At 60.9% G+C, this 17,534-nt stretch carries 15 protein-coding genes; 3 read left to right on the plus strand and 12 right to left on the minus strand.

The genetic code is table 11. The features are described 5' to 3' along the window. Window position 1: 1 nt before the first annotated feature. Complete coding sequence (locus AB6Q56_RS11345) at window positions 2-1,414, minus strand: MBL fold metallo-hydrolase RNA specificity domain-containing protein (RefSeq protein ID WP_434513291.1); 1,413 nt, start codon at window positions 1,412-1,414, stop codon at window positions 2-4. Between the two features lie 151 nt (window positions 1,415-1,565). Between AB6Q56_RS11345 and AB6Q56_RS11350 the strand changes: the two genes are divergently transcribed. After that, window positions 1,566-2,009: a universal stress protein gene (locus AB6Q56_RS11350; RefSeq protein ID WP_434513292.1), complete on the plus strand. Its 444-nt coding sequence runs from the start codon at window positions 1,566-1,568 to the stop codon at window positions 2,007-2,009. Between the two features lie 45 nt (window positions 2,010-2,054). Here AB6Q56_RS11350 and AB6Q56_RS11355 read toward each other — a convergent pair whose 3' ends face one another. From AB6Q56_RS11355 to AB6Q56_RS11405, 11 genes are all read right to left on the minus strand, one after another. Next, window positions 2,055-2,846 (minus strand): hypothetical protein, encoded by a 792-nt coding sequence (locus tag AB6Q56_RS11355; protein ID WP_434513293.1) that lies wholly within the window; start codon window positions 2,844-2,846, stop codon window positions 2,055-2,057. A gap of 19 nt (window positions 2,847-2,865) precedes the next feature. Beyond that, window positions 2,866-3,999 (minus strand): ABC transporter permease, encoded by a 1,134-nt coding sequence (locus AB6Q56_RS11360; RefSeq protein ID WP_434513294.1) that lies wholly within the window; start codon window positions 3,997-3,999, stop codon window positions 2,866-2,868. A gap of 1 nt (window position 4,000) precedes the next feature. Continuing rightward, window positions 4,001-6,742 (minus strand): ribosome-associated ATPase/putative transporter RbbA, encoded by a 2,742-nt coding sequence (gene rbbA, locus AB6Q56_RS11365; protein WP_434513295.1) that lies wholly within the window; start codon window positions 6,740-6,742, stop codon window positions 4,001-4,003. A gap of 6 nt (window positions 6,743-6,748) precedes the next feature. Further along, a complete protein-coding gene (locus AB6Q56_RS11370; protein ID WP_434513296.1) occupies window positions 6,749-7,690 on the minus strand; it encodes an HlyD family secretion protein in 942 nt (313 codons plus the stop codon). 376 nt (window positions 7,691-8,066) lie between these two features. Next, window positions 8,067-9,047 carry a putative bifunctional diguanylate cyclase/phosphodiesterase gene (locus AB6Q56_RS11375; RefSeq protein ID WP_434513297.1) on the minus strand — a complete coding sequence of 327 codons (981 nt, stop codon included), beginning with the start codon at window positions 9,045-9,047 and terminating at the stop codon, window positions 8,067-8,069. 46 nt (window positions 9,048-9,093) lie between these two features. Then, a complete protein-coding gene (locus AB6Q56_RS11380) occupies window positions 9,094-10,302 on the minus strand; it encodes a diguanylate cyclase domain-containing protein (protein WP_434513298.1) in 1,209 nt (402 codons plus the stop codon). Between the two features lie 424 nt (window positions 10,303-10,726). Beyond that, window positions 10,727-11,227 (minus strand): hydrogenase maturation protease, encoded by a 501-nt coding sequence (locus tag AB6Q56_RS11385; protein ID WP_434513299.1) that lies wholly within the window; start codon window positions 11,225-11,227, stop codon window positions 10,727-10,729. After that, a complete protein-coding gene (locus AB6Q56_RS11390; RefSeq protein WP_434513300.1) occupies window positions 11,224-12,687 on the minus strand; it encodes a Ni/Fe hydrogenase subunit alpha in 1,464 nt (487 codons plus the stop codon). The genes AB6Q56_RS11385 and AB6Q56_RS11390 overlap by 4 nt, the downstream gene beginning before the upstream one ends. A gap of 9 nt (window positions 12,688-12,696) precedes the next feature. Further along, entirely contained in the window at window positions 12,697-13,245 is a 549-nt protein-coding gene (locus AB6Q56_RS11395; protein WP_434513301.1) for an NADP oxidoreductase, read from the minus strand. Between the two features lies 1 nt (window position 13,246). Beyond that, window positions 13,247-13,948, minus strand: coding sequence for a 2Fe-2S iron-sulfur cluster-binding protein (locus AB6Q56_RS11400; RefSeq protein WP_434513302.1), 702 nt, complete (start codon window positions 13,946-13,948; stop codon window positions 13,247-13,249). Next, window positions 13,945-15,828, minus strand: a complete 1,884-nt coding sequence (locus tag AB6Q56_RS11405) for an NAD(P)H-dependent oxidoreductase subunit E (protein ID WP_434517152.1) — start codon at window positions 15,826-15,828, stop codon at window positions 13,945-13,947. Before AB6Q56_RS11405 ends, AB6Q56_RS11400 begins: the two co-directional genes overlap by 4 nt. 245 nt (window positions 15,829-16,073) lie before the next feature. Between AB6Q56_RS11405 and fabI the strand changes: the two genes are divergently transcribed. Continuing rightward, complete coding sequence (fabI, locus tag AB6Q56_RS11410) at window positions 16,074-16,856, plus strand: enoyl-ACP reductase FabI (protein WP_434513303.1); 783 nt, start codon at window positions 16,074-16,076, stop codon at window positions 16,854-16,856. A 100-nt stretch (window positions 16,857-16,956) separates the two neighbouring features. Then, window positions 16,957-17,532, plus strand: a complete 576-nt coding sequence (locus AB6Q56_RS11415) for a hypothetical protein (RefSeq protein ID WP_150427530.1) — start codon at window positions 16,957-16,959, stop codon at window positions 17,530-17,532. Window positions 17,533-17,534 lie beyond the last annotated feature (2 nt).

Consider the following 17,534-nt stretch of genomic DNA (forward strand, 5'->3'; position numbering starts at 1 on the left):
CTTACAACGAGTACGATTCACCGGATTGCGGAAGGTCAACTGCCGACCACATCAGTTGCTCGCCGATCGCTTTGGCAAAATTCGCCGAAGCCCCGGCCTCGCCATGCACGACGAAGGTTCGACCCGGCGGCTTGTGGAATCCGGCGAGCCATTGGAGCAGCGCCGCCTGGTCGGCATGCGCCGACAGCCCGCCGACGGTATAGATGCGTGCCCGAACCGGAACCTGTACGCCGAAAATAGTCACCAGCCGGGCGCCATCGACGAGGCGACGCCCCAACGAGCCGGCCGCCTGGAAGCCGGCGATCAATACCGCGCATTCGCTGCGCGGCAGGTTTTCGCGCAGGTGGTACTTGATGCGCCCCGCTTCGCACATGCCGCTGGCGGACACGATCACCGCCCCGCTGCGGATGTCGTTGAGCGCTTTGGAATGCTCGACGTCGGCGACGAATTCGATTTTCACCTTGTCCGGATGCGCCTGCTGCCAGGCCAGCAGTTCACGCGCTTCCCGGTCAAGCAGGTCGGGATGCGCCAGGGTGATGCGCGTCGCCGAATTGGCCATCGGCGAATCGACGTAGATCTTCAGCGGCGACAAGCGTTTGCGGCGTACCAGATCGGTCAGCAAGTAGATGATCTCCTGCGTCCGCCCGACCGCGAACGCGGGAATGATCAGGTTCCCCTTGGCTGCCCGCGTCCGTTCGATGGCGGCGACGATTTCGTCCTCCGTTTCGCTCAGCGAACGGTGCAGACGGTCGCCATAGGTCGACTCGATCAGCAGCACGTCCGCCTCGGCCGGCGGCGGCTCCGGGTCGCGCAATACCGGTCGGCCGGACATGCCAAGATCGCCTGAGAACACCAAACGCCGCGGCTTGCCTTCGCCGGTGACGGTCACCTCCAGCGAGGCCGAACCGAGGATGTGACCCGCGTCGCGAAAAACGACGCTGACCCGTTCGGCCACCTGGACTGCCCGCCAGTAGTCGACCGGCTGCAATTGCTTCAGACAGGCCAGCGCCTGGGCGACAGAATACAGGGGAGCGGGAATGCCCCGCTCGCCCTTGCCGCGCCGGTGCCGGTGGCGCAATTGCCACTCCGCTTCCTTCTCCTGGATGTGCGCGCTGTCGGGCAGCAAGACTGCCAAAAGATCGACGGTGGCCCGGGTGGCATAGATCGGCCCGCGATAACCGAGCATGGTCAGGCGGGGCAAGAGGCCGGAATGGTCGATGTGGGCATGGGTCAGGAGCACGAAATCGATCCCGCGTACATCAAACCCGAAATCGAGGGCGCGCTGGTTCTTGCGGCGCGCCTCCGGCCCGCCCTGGAACATGCCGCAATCGACCAGAAAGCGGACATCGCCAGTTTCGACCAGCGTGCAGGAGCCGGTCACTTCGCCGGCAGCACCGAGAAATACAAGACGCATGTTTGAAATCCTCCCGACTTGGCGTAGCATGATCCTCAACAAGGCGAAATGCAACGCTGGCGGTCATTCCGACGCGTTCCCCTAACCCGGAGTCGGTTACCGGACGGGGCTGCCGGACGGGCTGTACACAGACCAACTCAGGAGGTAAAGCATGTTTAAGCATATCTTCGTCCCGACCGACGGATCGGAACTGTCGAGAGCCACCGCGAAGCGCGCCGTTTCGTTTGCCAAGGAAGCCGGCGCCCGAATCACGGTCTTTTTCGCCAAACCGGAATATCCAATCGCCTACTTCGGCGAAGGCGCCCTGATCGACCCGACGACGCCGGAGAAATTCGCCCAACTCGCCGACCAGCAGGCCGACGAATACCTCGGCGAAGTCGCCGCGCTATGCGCCGAACAAGGTGTCGAATGCAGCACGGCCTCGGCAACCAGCGACGTGCCTTATGAAGCAATCATCGAAGCCGCCGAGAAATCAGGCTGCGACCTGATCTTCATGGCCTCCCACGGGCGCAAGGGGATCAGCGGCTTCCTGCTCGGCAGTGAAACCAACAAGGTGCTGACGCACTCCAAGGTACCGGTTCTCGTCTATCGCTAGAACAGCGGCGCACCCGCCACGCCGGGCGGGGTGCGCCCGCCGTGCTCAGCGGGCGGAACAACGCCCCTGACCGGGCAGAATCCGGCACAGGATTTGGCCACTGTCGGTATCGACAAAATCCACTTCGTCGAGATGGCCGACCAGATACCGTTTCTTCAGCGTGAAATCGACGGGCCGGCTATAGATGGCTTTCCAGAAGGTCGTGCTTTCGCTGATCACCGGCTCGACCAGCGTTGCCCGGGCGCGCAGGCCGACGTGTCCGACCAGGCTGGACGGCACCTCGGCGACGAAACCGGCATCGTCGTCCACCTTGCGCGGATAGAAATCGTAGAGATTGTCGAAGGCCAGGAAATAGTCGTAGCGCCAGCGCACCGCCATTTGCTGCGCCGTGCCGATCTTGTCCTCGCCGGCATACTCCCCGCGCTCGACCAGCACCGACTGCAAGGGCAGGAACTTGAAGCGGTAGTAGTCCTCGACCTGCGGGTCGGCCAGCGGTTGCCAGCTCCAGCCCTCGGCGATCTGGTTGAAGGCCATGCGATAACGGAAATTGGCCCGCTCGCCGCTGACCTCGACCTCCAGTTCGGGGCCGCTCAGATCGACATCGACCTCGATGCGTTTCCCCGCCTGCGCATGCATGCGCTCCCCGGACAGCTCGGCCAGGCTGACAAACTGCCGCTCGGCCGTATCGGCTGCCGCGGCAGTCCCAAAAAGGGCGGCGACCGCAGTCGCCGCAAACATATATCTGAGGAAAAACATGTCGACTTGGCCCATACCTACATGGTTGAACAAGCCGGGCCAATATTCGACCGATTGCCGACTGGCGCCCATGATGCACATCAACAATTTCCGATATCGTTCACAGTTGCGTCTGGGTCACCGCCTTGCGAAAGCGGAACAGCGCGATGCCGAAGAACACCGCACCGACGCCCGCCATCATGAGCATGTCCGGCCAGATCTCGACCAGACCGGCGCCGCGATAGAGAACGCCCTGCGCCAGCCGCACGAAATACGTCGTCGGCGTGGCCGCCATGATGTTCTGTATGATGGCCGGCATGCTTTCCTGCGGCGTCACGCCCCCGGAAAGCAGTTGTAGCGAGATGATGGTCATGATGATGAGCAAGCCGAGCTGCGGCATCGAACGGGCGATGGTGCAGAGAAAGATGCCGATCGACGCCGCCGCGAACAGGTAGAGTGCCGCCGCCGCGAGGAACAGCGTCAGGGAGCCGGCGATCGGCACAGCCAGCACATGCCGGACCATCACGCCGAGCGCGAACGCCACGCCGATGAGAACCGCCAGCCCGTTGGCCCAGATCTTGGCCATCATGATCTCGAAAGGCCTCAGCGGCATCACCAGCAGGTGCTCGATGGTGCCGTGCTCGCGTTCGCGGATGAAGGCGGCGCCGACCAGGATGATGGTCAGCATGGTGACGTTGTTGATCGCCTCCATGACCCCGCCAAACCACAGGCCGGTCAGGTTCGGGTTGAAGCGCGCCCGCGTCGTCAGACGGATCGGCGATGTCGCCGCATCGCGCCGCCCGGTCAGGTATTCGCCGACCTCGCCGCTGACGATCTGCGTGATATAGCTGGCGCCGATGAAGGCCTGGCTGACCAGCGTGGCGTCGATGTTGAGCTGGACTTCCGGTTGTCGCCCGGCAGCCGCATCGCGCTGGAAATTGGCCGGAATGACCAGCACGAAGGCGTATTTATTGCTGTTCATCGCCGCATCGACCTGATCGAGCCGGATCAACTCGGGGGTCTTGAAATACGGCGGATAAAGCGCCCCGGCCAGGCGCGCCGAAAGCGGCGAGACATCCTCGTCGACGATGGCTACCGGCGCATTGTGCAATTCCTGCGAAACGCCGGTCGCCGCCTCGTAGATGGCGCCCGAAAAAGCCCAGACGATCAGGCCGAGCAGCACCTTGTCGGCTGCCAGGCTGCGCAGTTCCTTGAGGCCGAGGTGGAAGATGTTGCTCAGCGAAAACTGGCCCATCTCAGCGCTCCTGCTTTTTCAACAGCGCGACGCTGGCCAGCGTCAGCACCGGAATGAAGGCAGCCAGCGCCAGCAGGGACGGCCACAGTTCGACAAACCCCAGCCCCTTGGTGAACGCGCCACGGCAGATCAGGATGAAGTAGGTTGCCGGGTAGAACTGGCCGATCCAATAACCTGCGCCCTGCAAGGACTCGACCGGCGTGGTCAGGCCGGAGAACTGGATGGTCGGCAGCATGGTCGCGATGGCGGTGCCGAACAGCGCGGCGATCTGCGTCTTGGTGAAGGTCGACATCAGCAGGCCCAGGCCGGTGGTCGCCGTGACATACAGCAGCGCCCCCAGCGTCATGGCCAGGAAACTGCCTTTGACCGGCACACCGAAAACGAGCACGGCCTCCAGCATCATCAGGCAGTAACTCGCCATGCATACCGCGACATAGGGCAGTTGCTTGCCGACCAGGAATTCCAGGCGCGTCACCGGCGTCACGTAGAGGTTGGTGATCGAGCCGAGTTCCTTCTCGCGCACCACGCCGAGCGCCATCAGGATGGCCGGGATGAGCAGCATGAGCAGCGGGATGACCGCCGGCACCATGGCGTAGACGCTCTTGAAATCCTGGTTGTAACGATAGCGCGACGCGATACCGAAGGGCCGGGCGGCTTCCTGCCCGGCCTGTTCGCGCAGCAGGCGCTGCACGTACTCGCGATGCATGCCTTCGATGTAGCCGCGCATGGTTTCGCCGCGATAAGGCATGGCGCCGTCGACCAGCACGCCGATTTCCGGTGCTCGTCCCCGCCGCAGGTCACGCCCGTAGTCGGCTGGAATCTCGATGGCCAGCGACACTTCGCCGCTCTTCATGCGCCGGTCGCGGTCGGCTTCGTCGAGCAGGTTGGGCCGTTGCACGAAGTAGCGCGAACCGGCGACGTTGGAAATGTAGTCCCGGCTTTCCGGGCTCTGGTCGTGGTCGAGCACGGCGAAGCGCAGGTTCTCGACATCGAAGGACATCCCGTAGCCGAGCACGAACATCATGATGACCGAACCGAGCAGCGCAAAGCCGAGACGGATCATGTCGCGGCGCAACTCCAGCGCTTCGCGGTAGGCATAGCCGAACAGGCGGCGCAGGCTGAAGGCGCTGCCATTGCCCGGCCGTTCGCCCACTGATGGCGCCTCGGTTGTTGCCGTTTTCACCTCGCGCACGGCAGCAGTCGCCTCGCTGGCCCCCGCGGCCTCCTCCAGATAGCCGATGAAAGCCGCTTCCAGCGTTTTTTCGCCACGCGCCGCACACAAAGCCGCCGGTGTATCGCTGGCCAGCACCTTGCCGGCATGCATCAGCGAAATGCGGTCGCAGCGCTCGGCCTCGTTCATAAAATGCGTCGAAATGAAGATGGTGACGCCCTTCTGGCGCGACAGTTCGACCAGCAACTCCCAGAATTCGTCGCGCGCCACCGGGTCGACACCGGAGGTCGGCTCGTCGAGGATCAACAGCTTGGGCTCATGCACTACCGCCACGGCCAACGACAGACGCTGGCGGATGCCGAGCGGCAAATCGGCGGCGGCCTGCTCGGCGTATTCGTTTAGTCCGAAACGCTGCATCAGTTCGGCAACGCGCGGCCCACGCCTAGCCTCCGGCAGGTGAAACAAGCGGGCATGCAGGTCGAGGTTGGCCGCCACCGTCAGTTCGCCATACAGTGAGAAGGATTGCGACATGTAGCCGACCTGCTTGCGCGTTTCCAGATCCTTGGCGTCGACCGTTTTACCAAACAGCCTGGCCTCGCCCGAAGTCGGCGGTAGCAGGCCGGTCAGCATCTTCATCGTCGTCGTCTTGCCGCAGCCGTTCGAGCCGAGGAAGCCGAAGATTTCGCCCTCGTCGATGCGGAAGCTGACGCCGTCGACGGCAACGAAATCGCCGAAGCGCTGGGTCAGCCCTTCCGCCTCGATGGCGCAGCCCGGGCCGCTATCGCCCCAGGGCGGAATGACCAGTTCCCGATGCGCCCGCCGCTTGTCTTCCGGCAGCAACTGGATGAAGGCACCGTCCAGCGTCGCCTGCCCGGTTTGCGCGCGCAGTTCGGCCGGCGAGCCGCTGCCGATCACCTTGCCATCGTCCATCGCCACCAGCCAGTCGAAGCGTTCGGCCTCTTCCATGTAGGCCGTCGCCACCAGCACGCTCATGCCCGGCCGACGGGCGCGAATGCTGTCGATCAATTCCCAAAACTGGCGGCGCGACAGCGGATCGACGCCGGTCGTCGGCTCGTCGAGAATCAGCAGGTCGGGATCGTGGATCAGCGCGCAACACAGGCCGAGCTTCTGCTTCATGCCGCCGGACAGCTTGGCCGCCGGGCGGTCACGGAAGGGCGCCAGGCCAGTAGCGGCGAGCAATTCGGCGATGCGCCCGGCACGCTCCTGTTTGCCTTGCCCAAACAGTCGACCGAAGAAATCGACATTTTCGAAAACCGACAAGGTCGGATACAGGTTCTTGCCCAGCCCCTGCGGCATGTAGGCAATGCGCGGTTGCACCGAGGCGCGAAAATGGCGGTCGGCGATATCGCCCCCCAACACCTCCACCTTACCCTCCTGAATCTGCCGCGCCCCCGACACCAGCGCGAGCAGCGACGACTTGCCCACCCCGTCCGGCCCGATCAGGCCGACCATGCAACCGGCCGGCAAGGCGATACCGACCGCCTCCAGCGCCACGGCAGCGCCATAGCGCTGGCTGACACCGGATAATCTGGCGACCGGCGGGCGGTCCATGGCGGATTACTTTCCCTTGGGTTGCAGGTTGGCCGGCCACGGCGCGTTGGCGTCGAGCCGCACATAGGCGACGCCAGGCATGCCGCCCTTGGCCAGGTCGCGATGCGCCGCCAGCCAGGCGGGATCGGCCTTGAGCTTGATGCGGAACATCAGTTTTTCGCGTTCGCTGCGCGTTTCCACCTCGCGCGGGGTGAATTGCGCCTTGGGTGCCACGAAGCTCACGATGGCCGGAATCGGCTCACCCGGCAGCGCATCGAGCGCGATGCGCGCCTCACTGCCGAGCGCCACGAGCCCCGCCTTGTCGGTCGGCAAATAGATGGTCATGAACATGTCCGACAGGTCCACCAGCGTCAGCGCCTTGCCACCCGCCGCCAGCACCTCGCCCGCTTCGGCCAGGCGATAGAGTACGCGGCCGGAGATCGGCGACTTGAGCGATGTATCGTCGAGCGTCGCCTTCAGGCTATCGACCCGTGCCTGCGCCGTCGCCACCGCCGCACCGGCCTCGGCCACACGGCTTTGCGCCTGCGCCATGCCGGCCATGGCACCTTCCATGCCGCTCTGGTCGGTATCCAGCTTGTTGCGCGAAATGAAGCCGCGCCCGACCAGTTCCTCGGAACGCCTCAGCGTCTTGCCGGCCAGCGCCGCATCCGCCTTCGACTTGCGCACCCCGGCCCGTGTCTCGTCCACGGCTCGCTGAGCCTGCACCACCTGGGCCTGGGCTGCCCGCAACTGGGCGCGCAGATCGTCGGCATCCAGGCGCCCCACCACCGCCCCGGCCTCGACCCAATCACCCTCGCGCGGCCCCAACTCGGCCAGCCGCCCGGCGATCTTGGTCGCCACATCCACTTCGGTCGCCTCCAACCGGCCGTTGCCTGACGCGAAGCCAGCCGGCAAACCACTCGGATGCTGCTGATATACGTAGAAGACGCCCGCCACAAGCAATGACATAGCGAGAACACCCAAGATAACCCGCCGGGAACGTGCGAGACTCATAAACCACCCAATCGGTTACTGACCACACGGTCATTAGTCGATTCGATTATAGGCCGGCAATGTGAACGGGTGTTGCCGTAGGTCAACTCTCCCATGGCTGGCGACCAATGAATCGCCTCGGGAATTGAGAAAGTTCCATTACCAGAGAGAATGAAGCCAACAGCAAAACGGACAAGTATTCCCGGAAAGTCAGGGAGCGTGCCGTATGGCTGGTGCAAAATACACGCAAGGATTACCCCTCACTGTAGTCGGCTATTGAGTCGATTGCGCAAGCCGAACTCCCCCGTACTTCAACCTCGGAGCCTCTACGAAACCCGAGGCGATTCAGCTTCTATTGAACACGCAAACTGAGGAAGGCTGGCGATTGCTCGAATTCGTGTATCGGCAAAGGACGTCCGAAAAGATATCCCTGATAAATGTTGCATCCCATTTCGGCGAGAAATGCTTGGTGCGCAGACGTTTCGACTCCTTCAGCAATCACCTCGAAGCCCATGTTTTGGCTCAATTCAATGATGGCCTTGGCAATAATGCTGTCCTCTGCGTTGACTAACAAATCACGAACAAAGGCTTGGTCGATTTTTAATTGATTAATTGGAAGACGTTTTAAGTATGACAGAGACGAATAACCGGTACCAAAATCATCAAGTGAGAATCGAATACCTTCCGCTCTCAACGTATTCATTTTATTGATAATTGCATCAACATCAGAGGCGAGCAGACTTTCTGTGAGTTCCAACTTGAGGCATTTTGGATTTACGCCAGTTTTTCGTAGGACATCTCCTACTTGCTTGACGAAGTCCGGTTGATTGAACTGTTGCACGCTTACGTTAACAGCAATTGTCAGCTGCTGGAGCTCAGGAATTCGGCTCCAGGCTGCAAGTTGAGTACAAGCGCTCTCTAGGACCCATAGTCCGAGCGGCACTATCAAGCCGGTTTCCTCGGCCAAGGGGATAAATTCGCCAGGAGATATCCACCCTTTTGACGGATGCGACCAACGTAACAAAGCTTCGGCACCCACCAGTTGCGTTCCTTCGATCTGAGCTTGGTAATACAACTCAAACTTTCTCCCGCTAACAGCCTCGTGTAAGTCGTTTTTCAGGGCGGTACGCTGGATAATCGCCACCTCCATGGCGGGATCAAAAATCTGGACCAGATTTGTACCTGCTCGTTTGGCCCAATACATGGCCAGTTCGGTCTGCTTCAATAGGAGTTCTGCACCAATCTGGGAGCCGTTGAACAGACAAGCACCAATGCTGGCTGTCGTGCGATAAGTGTCGGAGGCCAACTGAAATTCCTGATTCAGTGCCGTCAAAACTTCCTCTGCAATGGCTTTCGTTTTTGTTATCGCATCTTGTTCATCATTCCCAATGATCGGTCAGTATGATGACAAACTCGTCCCCGCCAATGCGTGCTACTGAACATTTCAGACTAACCGCGCAAAGTAGTCGTTCGGCAACCTTTTGAAGAAACAAATCTCCCAAATTGTGACCACGAGTGTCATTAAGTGCCTTGAAGTCATCCAAATCTATGAGCAGTATGGCACCTAGGGTTCCATTTTGCTGTTGGCGCGCCATCGCCTGTTGCATCAAACCCATGAGCTGCGCTCGATTCGGGAGCTTTGTCAGTGAATCGAAATATGCTAGCTGACGAATGCGTTCGTCATTCTTTTTGCGTTCGGTAATATCGCTGGTCACTGCGATTCGGCAGGGAACGCCGCTGATATCTATTATGTTGGAAGAGACCAAGCCCCAGAACAGCTCACCATTCTTTCGTTTGAGCTGGGCTTCGAAAGTCTTTGCTTCTCCACGTGTGGCAAGCAGCATTTGCATTTCGTCAAATTGCGCCAAATCCTCCCATACAGCTTTTACGCCATCCCGCACTCCGATGATTTCGGCCGGATCGTATCCCGTCATTTTGAAGAACGCATCGTTCGCTTCGAGGTATGTGCCATCAGCTATTCGGGAAATGCTGATGGCGTCGATCGTATGGTGGAACACTGTCCGATAGCGCTCCTCGCTTTCACGTAAGGCTGCTTCCGAACTCTTGGCAATCTGTTCTGCAGCCAATGCGTTTTCTGTAAGACCTTCTTGCAGTAGTTTTCCAAGTGTCAATACAGTGAAGATAACTGCCGTGACTGCCGCAGTCGTCAAGGGATATTGTGTATCGCTGACTGGAAAATAAACAAAAAGCACGAGGAGTGTGGTGGCGAATGTCAGGATGGCCCAGCGGATACTGCAAATGGCGAGAGCCAGTGCGAAGGGCATCCATATCACTTGAGGCATCGAATAACGAAACATTTCGTCCACCATGAAGAGCGGGAAGACAAAATTCAAAGCCAATATTGCTCCGCCTGCTACGGAGCCGCTCTCCCTTCCATAAGTTACGAGAATTACGATTGGAATCACCGTAACCAAGGCCAATATGCCAATTTGCGTGGGCGTATAGGCGAGGGAACCAATATGCAGATAGCCTAAATAAGAAAGAATTACACTTGCAAGCATTACCACAAATATGGCAAAAATAGAAAGCAGTACCCCGCGAACAAATTTTTGCTTTGTGAGGCCCATCTTACTTTCCTTTCCCCGCCACGCTCCTGCACGGCCATGAGCGCATTGATCGGCTTGGTAGCAATTTTCTGAAATAGTATATATTTGCTTGAAAATTACAATATTCGCATTTTGGCTCAGATCTATTAGCCTTTATTCGCGAGCAACCGATGCATTGCGAATACCATAAAACAGCCGCTATTCCGAAAGAGAAATCCGTCACCCGCTAGCTTGCACGGCTGTTCCACTAACGGCTGCAGCGTACCCAGAGATATGCAAATCAGCTCAGAATCGGGAGCAGGAATTCGTTAGCAACGAGCGTTGGCGTTGATGTCTCAGTGCTGCTGAACGTCAGACCGCAAACTGAAACATGACCGCCCGATCCTAACTAGAGGCCCAAGGCCAGCTTTGGCCCAGCAACTGCCGCCTCCCGTACCCAACGAACCTAAGCAGGTATTGTGTTCACATAGCCACACCAAGTAGCCAACCTTGGCTGCTTGACTAGCCCTTCCAGCAATTCGAGTACTTTGATCACCCCGCCCTGCGCCTCCGGCGTCAGCCCTTCGCCCAGATCGAAGCGTTCGCCACGCACACACAGCACGAACGACGGTGGTGGCTCCCGGCCCTCCGTCTGGCGATAGACCTGCAGGACGGCTTGCGGCGGCAGGGCGTGAGTGGAGTGGGTGGGGATGGTGGCGGGGAAGATGCGCTCGAAGACGTAGGGGGCCGGGGTGTTTTCGCCGGCGTCGATGAACAGGGCGAGTTCCCTGCCCTCCAGATCAAGGGCGTGCTCGATGTTGAGCTGGAAGTCTTCGATCAATTCGACACCCTCGGTCAGCCCTTCTTTTTCCAGCCAGGCTGCCAGTCGGCCGAGCAGTTCCGGGCCGATGGCGTCGTCGCCGCGGCTGGGGTTGCCAACGGCAAAGATGACGACGGGCGCCTTCATGAACGACTCAGGCTGTGAACCAATCCGCCCTCCGCATCGACCAATTCGACTTCGAGCGGCATCTTGCCCAGCGCATGCGTGGCGCAGGAAAGGCAGGGGTCGAAGGCGCGGATGGCGACTTCGATGTGATTGAGCAGGCCTTCGGTGATTTCGCGGCCGTGCAGGTAGCGGCGGGCGACGTGGCGGATCGCCTCGTTCATCGCCTGGTTGTTGTTGGTCGTCGACACGATCAGATTGGCCATGGTGATCACGTCGTTCTCGTCGACCTGGTAATGGTGGAACAGCGTGCCGCGCGGCGCCTCGATGACGCCGACGCCCTCCATCTGGCGCTCGCCCTCGACCATCAGGTCGCTCGACAGCAGGTCGTCGTCATGCAGCAATTCCTTGATGACCTCGGCGGCATGCAGCATCTCGATCATCCGCGTCCAGTGGTAGGCCAGCGGTGCATGCATGGGCGTACCGCCGGCGTAGTCGACGAATTCCTTGCGCTCATGTTCGGCGAACGGGGTGGAAATCTGGTTGCAGTTCTGTACCCGAGCCAGCGGGCCGACCTTGTACCAGCCGTGCTCCTTGCCGATGGAACGGATGAACGGGAACTTCATGTAGCTCCACGGCCGCACTTCCTCCTCGATGACCTGATCGTAGTTCTGGTAGTCGAGGTGGTCGAAGATCTGCTTGCCGTTGTCGTCGCGGGCACGCAGCGTGCCGTGGTAGAAGTCGAGGTCGCCGTTGTGACCGACCAGCGACATGAAGTTGGAGCGGAAGATGCCGAAGCTGTTGTATAGCCCGGGGTCCTGGGTATGCACCTTCTGGATCAGCTTCACCGCTTCGCGCGACCACTGGACGATGTGGTAGATGTCCTTGAGCAGTTCGTCGCGTTCGGCAATGGTCAGCGACTTGTTCACGCCACCCGGCACGGCGCCGGTGCCATGCACCCGCTTGCCGGCGGTGACGCGGATCACCTCCTGCCCGAACTTGCGCAGCAGCACGCCGCGCTTGGCGGTTTCCGGATGCGCCATGGCGACGCCGACGATGTTGCGCTGGGTCACGTCGCTATCGAAACCGAACAGCAGGTCCGGCGAACAGAGGTGGAAGAAGTGCAGCGCATGCGACTGCAGCATCTGGCCGTAGTGCATCAGGCGGCGCAGTTTTTCGGCGGCGGGGGTGAGTTTCTTCGCCCCGACGATGACATCAAGCGCCTTGGAGGCGGCCAGATGATGCGATACCGGGCAGATGCCGCACAGGCGCTGGACCATGACCGGTACTTCCCAGTACGGCCGGCCCTGAATGAACTTCTCGAAGCCCCGGAATTCGACGATGTGCAGGCGTACTTGGTGCACCTTGTTCTGGTCGTCGAGCAGGATGGTGACCTTGCCGTGCCCTTCGACCCGCGACACGGGGTCGATGGCGACACGGCGCAAGGTTTCGGGGTGTTGGGCGGTTTCGAGTTGGTAGGTCATTGCGCCACCTCAGTCGTAATGCATCAGGCCGTGTTGCAGGGATGGCTCCCGGCCAGCCAGCAGATCGGTCAGCACCTTCCAGATCGCATCGCCGGAGGGCGGGCAGCCGGGAATGAAGTAATCGACCTTCACGACCTCGTGGATCGGGTGCACCTGGTTGAGCGGCAGCGGCAGTTCCGGATCGTTGGGGATCATGCCGTTGGCCAGCCCGGGGCTGGTGTGATAGACCTCTTCGAGAATGGTCGTCAGCGGCAAGTGGTTGCGCTGCGCCGGCAGGCCGCCGTTGATGGCGCAGGCGCCCATGGCGATCAGGATCCTGCAGTTCTGGCGGAACTCGCGCAGCACATGCACATTCTCGGCATTGCATAGGCTGCCCTCGATGATGCCGATGTCGCAGTCCGGGCTGCAGGTCTTGATGTCGGTCAGCGGCGAGCGGTCGAACTCGATATGTTCGAGCAGCGTGAACAGCCGTTCATCGATGTCGAGGAAGGACATGTGGCAGCCGAAACAGCCGGCCAGCGAGGTCGTGGCGACCTTGAGCTTCTTTTTTTCGCTCATGTCACTTGCCCTCCGTCACGGCTTCCGAAATCGGTGCTTTGTCGTACTTGCGTTCGCCGATGGGCACGGCAAAGCCCTGCCGTTTCTTCAGGATGACGCCGACCGGACAGACCTGTGCCGCCTTGTCGGCCAGCGTGAAGTTGGTATCGCCCAACTTGCCTGATTTGGCATTGACGATCAGATGCGTCTTGATGCCACGTCCGGACAATGCGAAAACGTTCTTCCCATCGACATCGCGACTGGCCCGTACGCACAGCGAACAAAGGATGCAGCGGTTGAAATCGAGCAGCACGTCGGGGTGCGTGGCGTCGACCGGGCGATTCGGGAAGAAGTGGTCGTAATGCGGGCTCATCATGCCGAGGTGGTAGGCCGTCGCCTGCAGCTGGCAGTTGCCGCTCTTTTCGCACGACGGGCAGAAGTGATTGCCCTCGACGAACAGCATCTGCGTCAGCGCCCGGCGTTCGGCATTGATCTCCTCGGTATCGCTCTCGACCACCATCCCGGGCATGGCGCGCATGGTGCAGGAGGCGGTGTGGCGGCCATTGACCTTGACCGTGCACAGCTTGCACGAACCGTGCGGCTTGAATTCCGGGTGGTAGCAGAGGTGCGGGATGAACACCCCGGCCTCGCCGGCGGCCTGGATGATGGTCTGCCCGCTCTCGAAGGGGATGGTCTTGCCGTCGAGCGTAAAGGTCAGGCTCATGCTTCACCTCCATGGGCGTTGGCCAGATGGGCGGCGGCGTCATCGCGTCCGGTCATTTGCCGTGCCGCCGACAGCGCGCGGTCGAGATCGAAGGCCGGCGTGAAATCCTGCTGGTTCATGCGCTTCTCGTAGGCCGGACGGAACTTGGCGATGGTATCGAGTACCGGGTTGCAGGCGGTATGCCCCAGCCCGCAATGGCTCATCGACTGCAACAACTGGTTGAGCTTCTCGATTTCGCTGAAGTCGTAGGGCGAGCCGGCACCGTAGTGCAGCTTGTCCATCAGGTTCTTGAGCAGCGAGGTGCCGACCCGGCAGGGGGTGCAGAAACCGCAGCTCTCGTGCTGGAAGAAATGCACGTAATTGCGCGCCACCTCGAACATGTCGCGGGACTTGTTGAAAATGGTGAAGGCGCCGGCGGTCGGGATGTCCTCGAAGCCGATGATGCGGTCGAACTCGGGCTCCGCCACGCAAATACCGGATGGCCCGCTGACCTGCACGGCCTGCGTATCCTGCGCGCCACAATCGGCCAGCACCTGGCGGATGCTGACCCCGAACGGATATTCGTAGATGCCCGGCCGCTCACAGTCGCCGGATACCGAAAGCAGCTTGGTCCCGGCTGAGTGCTTGGTGCCGATGCCGGCGTACCAGTCGCCGCCCTTGAGCGCGATGATCGCCGCCGCGGCAAAAGTTTCGACGTTATTGACGATGGTCGGCTGGTCCTGATAGCCGTTGGTCACCGGGAATGGCGGCCGGTTGCGCGGCGTGCCGCGCTTGCCTTCGAGCGACTCGATCAGCGCCGACTCTTCGCCGCAGACATAGGCGCCGGCACCCACGTGAATCTCGATGTCGAAATCCGCCCCCGGAATGCCGAGGATATTTTCGCCGAGCAGGTTTTCGCGGCGACGCCGGATCAGCACCGCATTCAGGTGATCGAGCAGGTAACGGTATTCCCCACGCAGGTAGACAAAGCCCTTGGTCGCCCCCACCGCATAAGCCGCCACGGCCATGCCTTCGAAAACCAGATCAGCGTACTTCGACAGCAGTACGCGGTCCTTGAAGGTGCCCGGCTCGCCTTCGTCGGCATTGCAGACGACGATGCGCTGGTAGCCCGACTTGAGCTGCGCGTTGCGGCAGGCCTCCCATTTCAGGCCAGTGGTAAAGCCGGCGCCGCCGCGACCGCGCAAGCCGGCACGCTTGATTTCGTCGAGCACAGCGATCGGCCCGCCCATGCCGCTGGGCAGCCCCTCGCGCCAGGAGCGCATGTTGGAGGCCATCAGCCCTTCGTCCGGCGCCCGCGCCCGACCGGCCAGCAGCGCCTCGCCGGGCTTGAAGTCGGCATTGAGCAGGATGTCGGCGCGCCGGATGTTGTCCACCACCTTGAAGAACGCCGCCGGCCATTCGGACAAGGGTAGTTTGTTGCGGATCAGTTCGGCGATTTCGTCGATACGCTCGGCGGTCAGTCCGGCGATGGCGGTATTGTTGACCAGCAGCGCCGGCCCCTGGTCGCACATGCCGGTGCAGGCCGTTTTGCCGACGCTGACCAGGCCATCCTCGGACACCTTGCCACGCTCGACCCAGAGGTTGTTGCACAGGCGCTCCATCAGCGCCCGGTTGCCGAGCATGCGGTCGGTAATGTTGTCGGAAAACAACACCCGATATTTTCCGCGCGGCTCGGTGTAGAAAAAGGAATAGAAGCCGGCAACCCCTTCAATTTTGGTGCGCGGAACGCCGAGGGTCGATTGCAGGCGGTCGATGGCTTCCGGCGAAATCCAGTCGCAGCTTTCCTGAATCTCCCGCAGGATCTGCACCATGTTGGAAGGGTCGCGCCGGTAACGGGAAACCACCCGATCCACCACCCCAGCAACCGCTTCGGCATGCATTGTGTTGAGTGCCACGACAACCTCCCGGGAACAGCTCATGACATGAACAGACTAGCACCCCTAGATGATGATTTATTGTTCCAGATCAAATAACAAAGCCCCGATATTCAACAAATCGTAATCCGGCTGTGCAAGAATATTGCTGCAATACAGCATCAAATTTAGCTCGCCAAATCAACGATTCAGGAAAAGATTGATGCGGCGCACTAGCCCCCCCCAAAACCGTATTGGAAGGATGAAACAGCATGAACACCACGAATCCAGCCCTCCCCTTGGCCGGCAAGAAGGGCCTGATCACCGGCATCGCCAACGACAAGTCGATCGCCTATGCGGTTGCCAAGGCCATCGTCGAACTGGGTGGTGAGATCGCCGTCACCTACCAGAACGACAAGACCGCCCGCTACACCCAGCCGCTGGCCGAAGCCCTCGGCGCCAAGCTTTTCCTCAAGCTGGATGTGGCCGAACCGGGCTGTCTCGAAGGTGTCATCGCGCAGTGCGGGGAAACCTTCGGCGAACTTGATTTCGCCATCCACTCGATGGCCTTCTGCAATGCCGACGACCTGCACGGCCGCGTCATCGACGCCACCGAGGAAGGGTTCGACGCCGCAATGAACGTTTCCTGCCACAGTTTCCTGCGCATGGCCAAGGCCCTGGAGCCGCTGATGGCCCACGGCGGTTCGCTGATCACCATGTCCTACCTCGGCGCCGAGCGCGTCGTGCGCAACTACGGCGTCATGGGCATCATCAAGGCCGCGCTCGAGTCCGCCGTCCGCTACATGGCCTACGACCTCGGCCCCAAGGGCATCCGCGTCTTCGCCGTATCGCCCGGCCCGATCATGACCCGTGCCGCCTCCGGCATCGCCAACTTCAACACGCTGCTCGAGAACGATGCCGAAAAGGCACCGCTCGGCCGTACCGTGACCATCGACGAAGTCGGCGCCCTGACTGCCTTCCTGTGCACTGCCGGTTCTTCCGGCATGACGGGCCAGACCATCTACGTCGACGCCGGCGCCCATATCGTCGCCTGATCGCTCATGTATCACGGCCCTCGAGCGGCATCGCCCGGGGGCCGGTTTTTCCCGATGGCGCGGCTGACACCCGTCATGCGAAGCAAGCGCGGAGACCATCATGGCTGATATCGAAGGACTGCTCCCCGACCCCGTACCGGATCACCCGCTGTTGCGCGGCCGCCGTGAGATCGGACGCGGCGAGAGCACCATCGTCCTCGAAGCGGATACCGTCGACGGCCAGGAACGCGTCTACAAAGTGCTCTCCTCGCCTACCGACTATGCCTATTACACGGCCGAGGACCGCCCCACCGGCCGCCATTTCCCCGTGGTGTATGCCGACCATGGCACATTCGGGCGATCCAGCCGCGGCTTTCCTTTCCATATCGTCGAAGTCGAGCGTCTCTACCCGCTGCCCGGCCACGGCGAGGCGGCCGAAGTCGCGACCAAGCTGTCCACCTCCTATTTCGACGCCTGCATGATGTGGCGCAACCTGGCCCAGGACATGGGGCGGATCGCGCTGCATCACCTGAACGTCACCCCCATGGGCTGGAGCGACGCGGTGCATGAATCGCTGAAGGCGCTCGAAGTGTTTTCCAACGAATACGGTGCGCTGCCCGACCTGATCAAGGCGGACAACCTGATGATGCGCAAGGACGGTACCCTCGTCTTCTCCGATCCGGTCTTCATGGAATAACG

Source organism: Dechloromonas sp. ARDL1 (assembly GCF_051122455.1).
Classification (GTDB): domain Bacteria; phylum Pseudomonadota; class Gammaproteobacteria; order Burkholderiales; family Rhodocyclaceae; genus Azonexus.

Coding starts and splice junctions, on each gene's coding strand:
- AB6Q56_RS11345 (WP_434513291.1), bottom strand. CDS start 1,414: ATGCGTCTTGTATTTCTCGGTGCTGCCGGCGAAGTGACCGGCTCCTGC.
- AB6Q56_RS11350 (WP_434513292.1), top strand. CDS start 1,566: ATGTTTAAGCATATCTTCGTCCCGACCGACGGATCGGAACTGTCGAGA.
- AB6Q56_RS11355 (WP_434513293.1), bottom strand. CDS start 2,846: ATGTGCATCATGGGCGCCAGTCGGCAATCGGTCGAATATTGGCCCGGC.
- AB6Q56_RS11360 (WP_434513294.1), bottom strand. CDS start 3,999: ATGGGCCAGTTTTCGCTGAGCAACATCTTCCACCTCGGCCTCAAGGAA.
- rbbA (WP_434513295.1), bottom strand. CDS start 6,742: ATGGACCGCCCGCCGGTCGCCAGATTATCCGGTGTCAGCCAGCGCTAT.
- AB6Q56_RS11370 (WP_434513296.1), bottom strand. CDS start 7,690: ATGTCATTGCTTGTGGCGGGCGTCTTCTACGTATATCAGCAGCATCCG.
- AB6Q56_RS11380 (WP_434513298.1), bottom strand. CDS start 10,302: ATGGGCCTCACAAAGCAAAAATTTGTTCGCGGGGTACTGCTTTCTATT.
- AB6Q56_RS11385 (WP_434513299.1), bottom strand. CDS start 11,227: ATGAAGGCGCCCGTCGTCATCTTTGCCGTTGGCAACCCCAGCCGCGGC.
- AB6Q56_RS11390 (WP_434513300.1), bottom strand. CDS start 12,687: ATGACCTACCAACTCGAAACCGCCCAACACCCCGAAACCTTGCGCCGT.
- AB6Q56_RS11395 (WP_434513301.1), bottom strand. CDS start 13,245: ATGAGCGAAAAAAAGAAGCTCAAGGTCGCCACGACCTCGCTGGCCGGC.
- AB6Q56_RS11400 (WP_434513302.1), bottom strand. CDS start 13,948: ATGAGCCTGACCTTTACGCTCGACGGCAAGACCATCCCCTTCGAGAGC.
- AB6Q56_RS11405 (WP_434517152.1), bottom strand. CDS start 15,828: ATGCATGCCGAAGCGGTTGCTGGGGTGGTGGATCGGGTGGTTTCCCGT.
- fabI (WP_434513303.1), top strand. CDS start 16,074: ATGAACACCACGAATCCAGCCCTCCCCTTGGCCGGCAAGAAGGGCCTG.
- AB6Q56_RS11415 (WP_150427530.1), top strand. CDS start 16,957: ATGGCTGATATCGAAGGACTGCTCCCCGACCCCGTACCGGATCACCCG.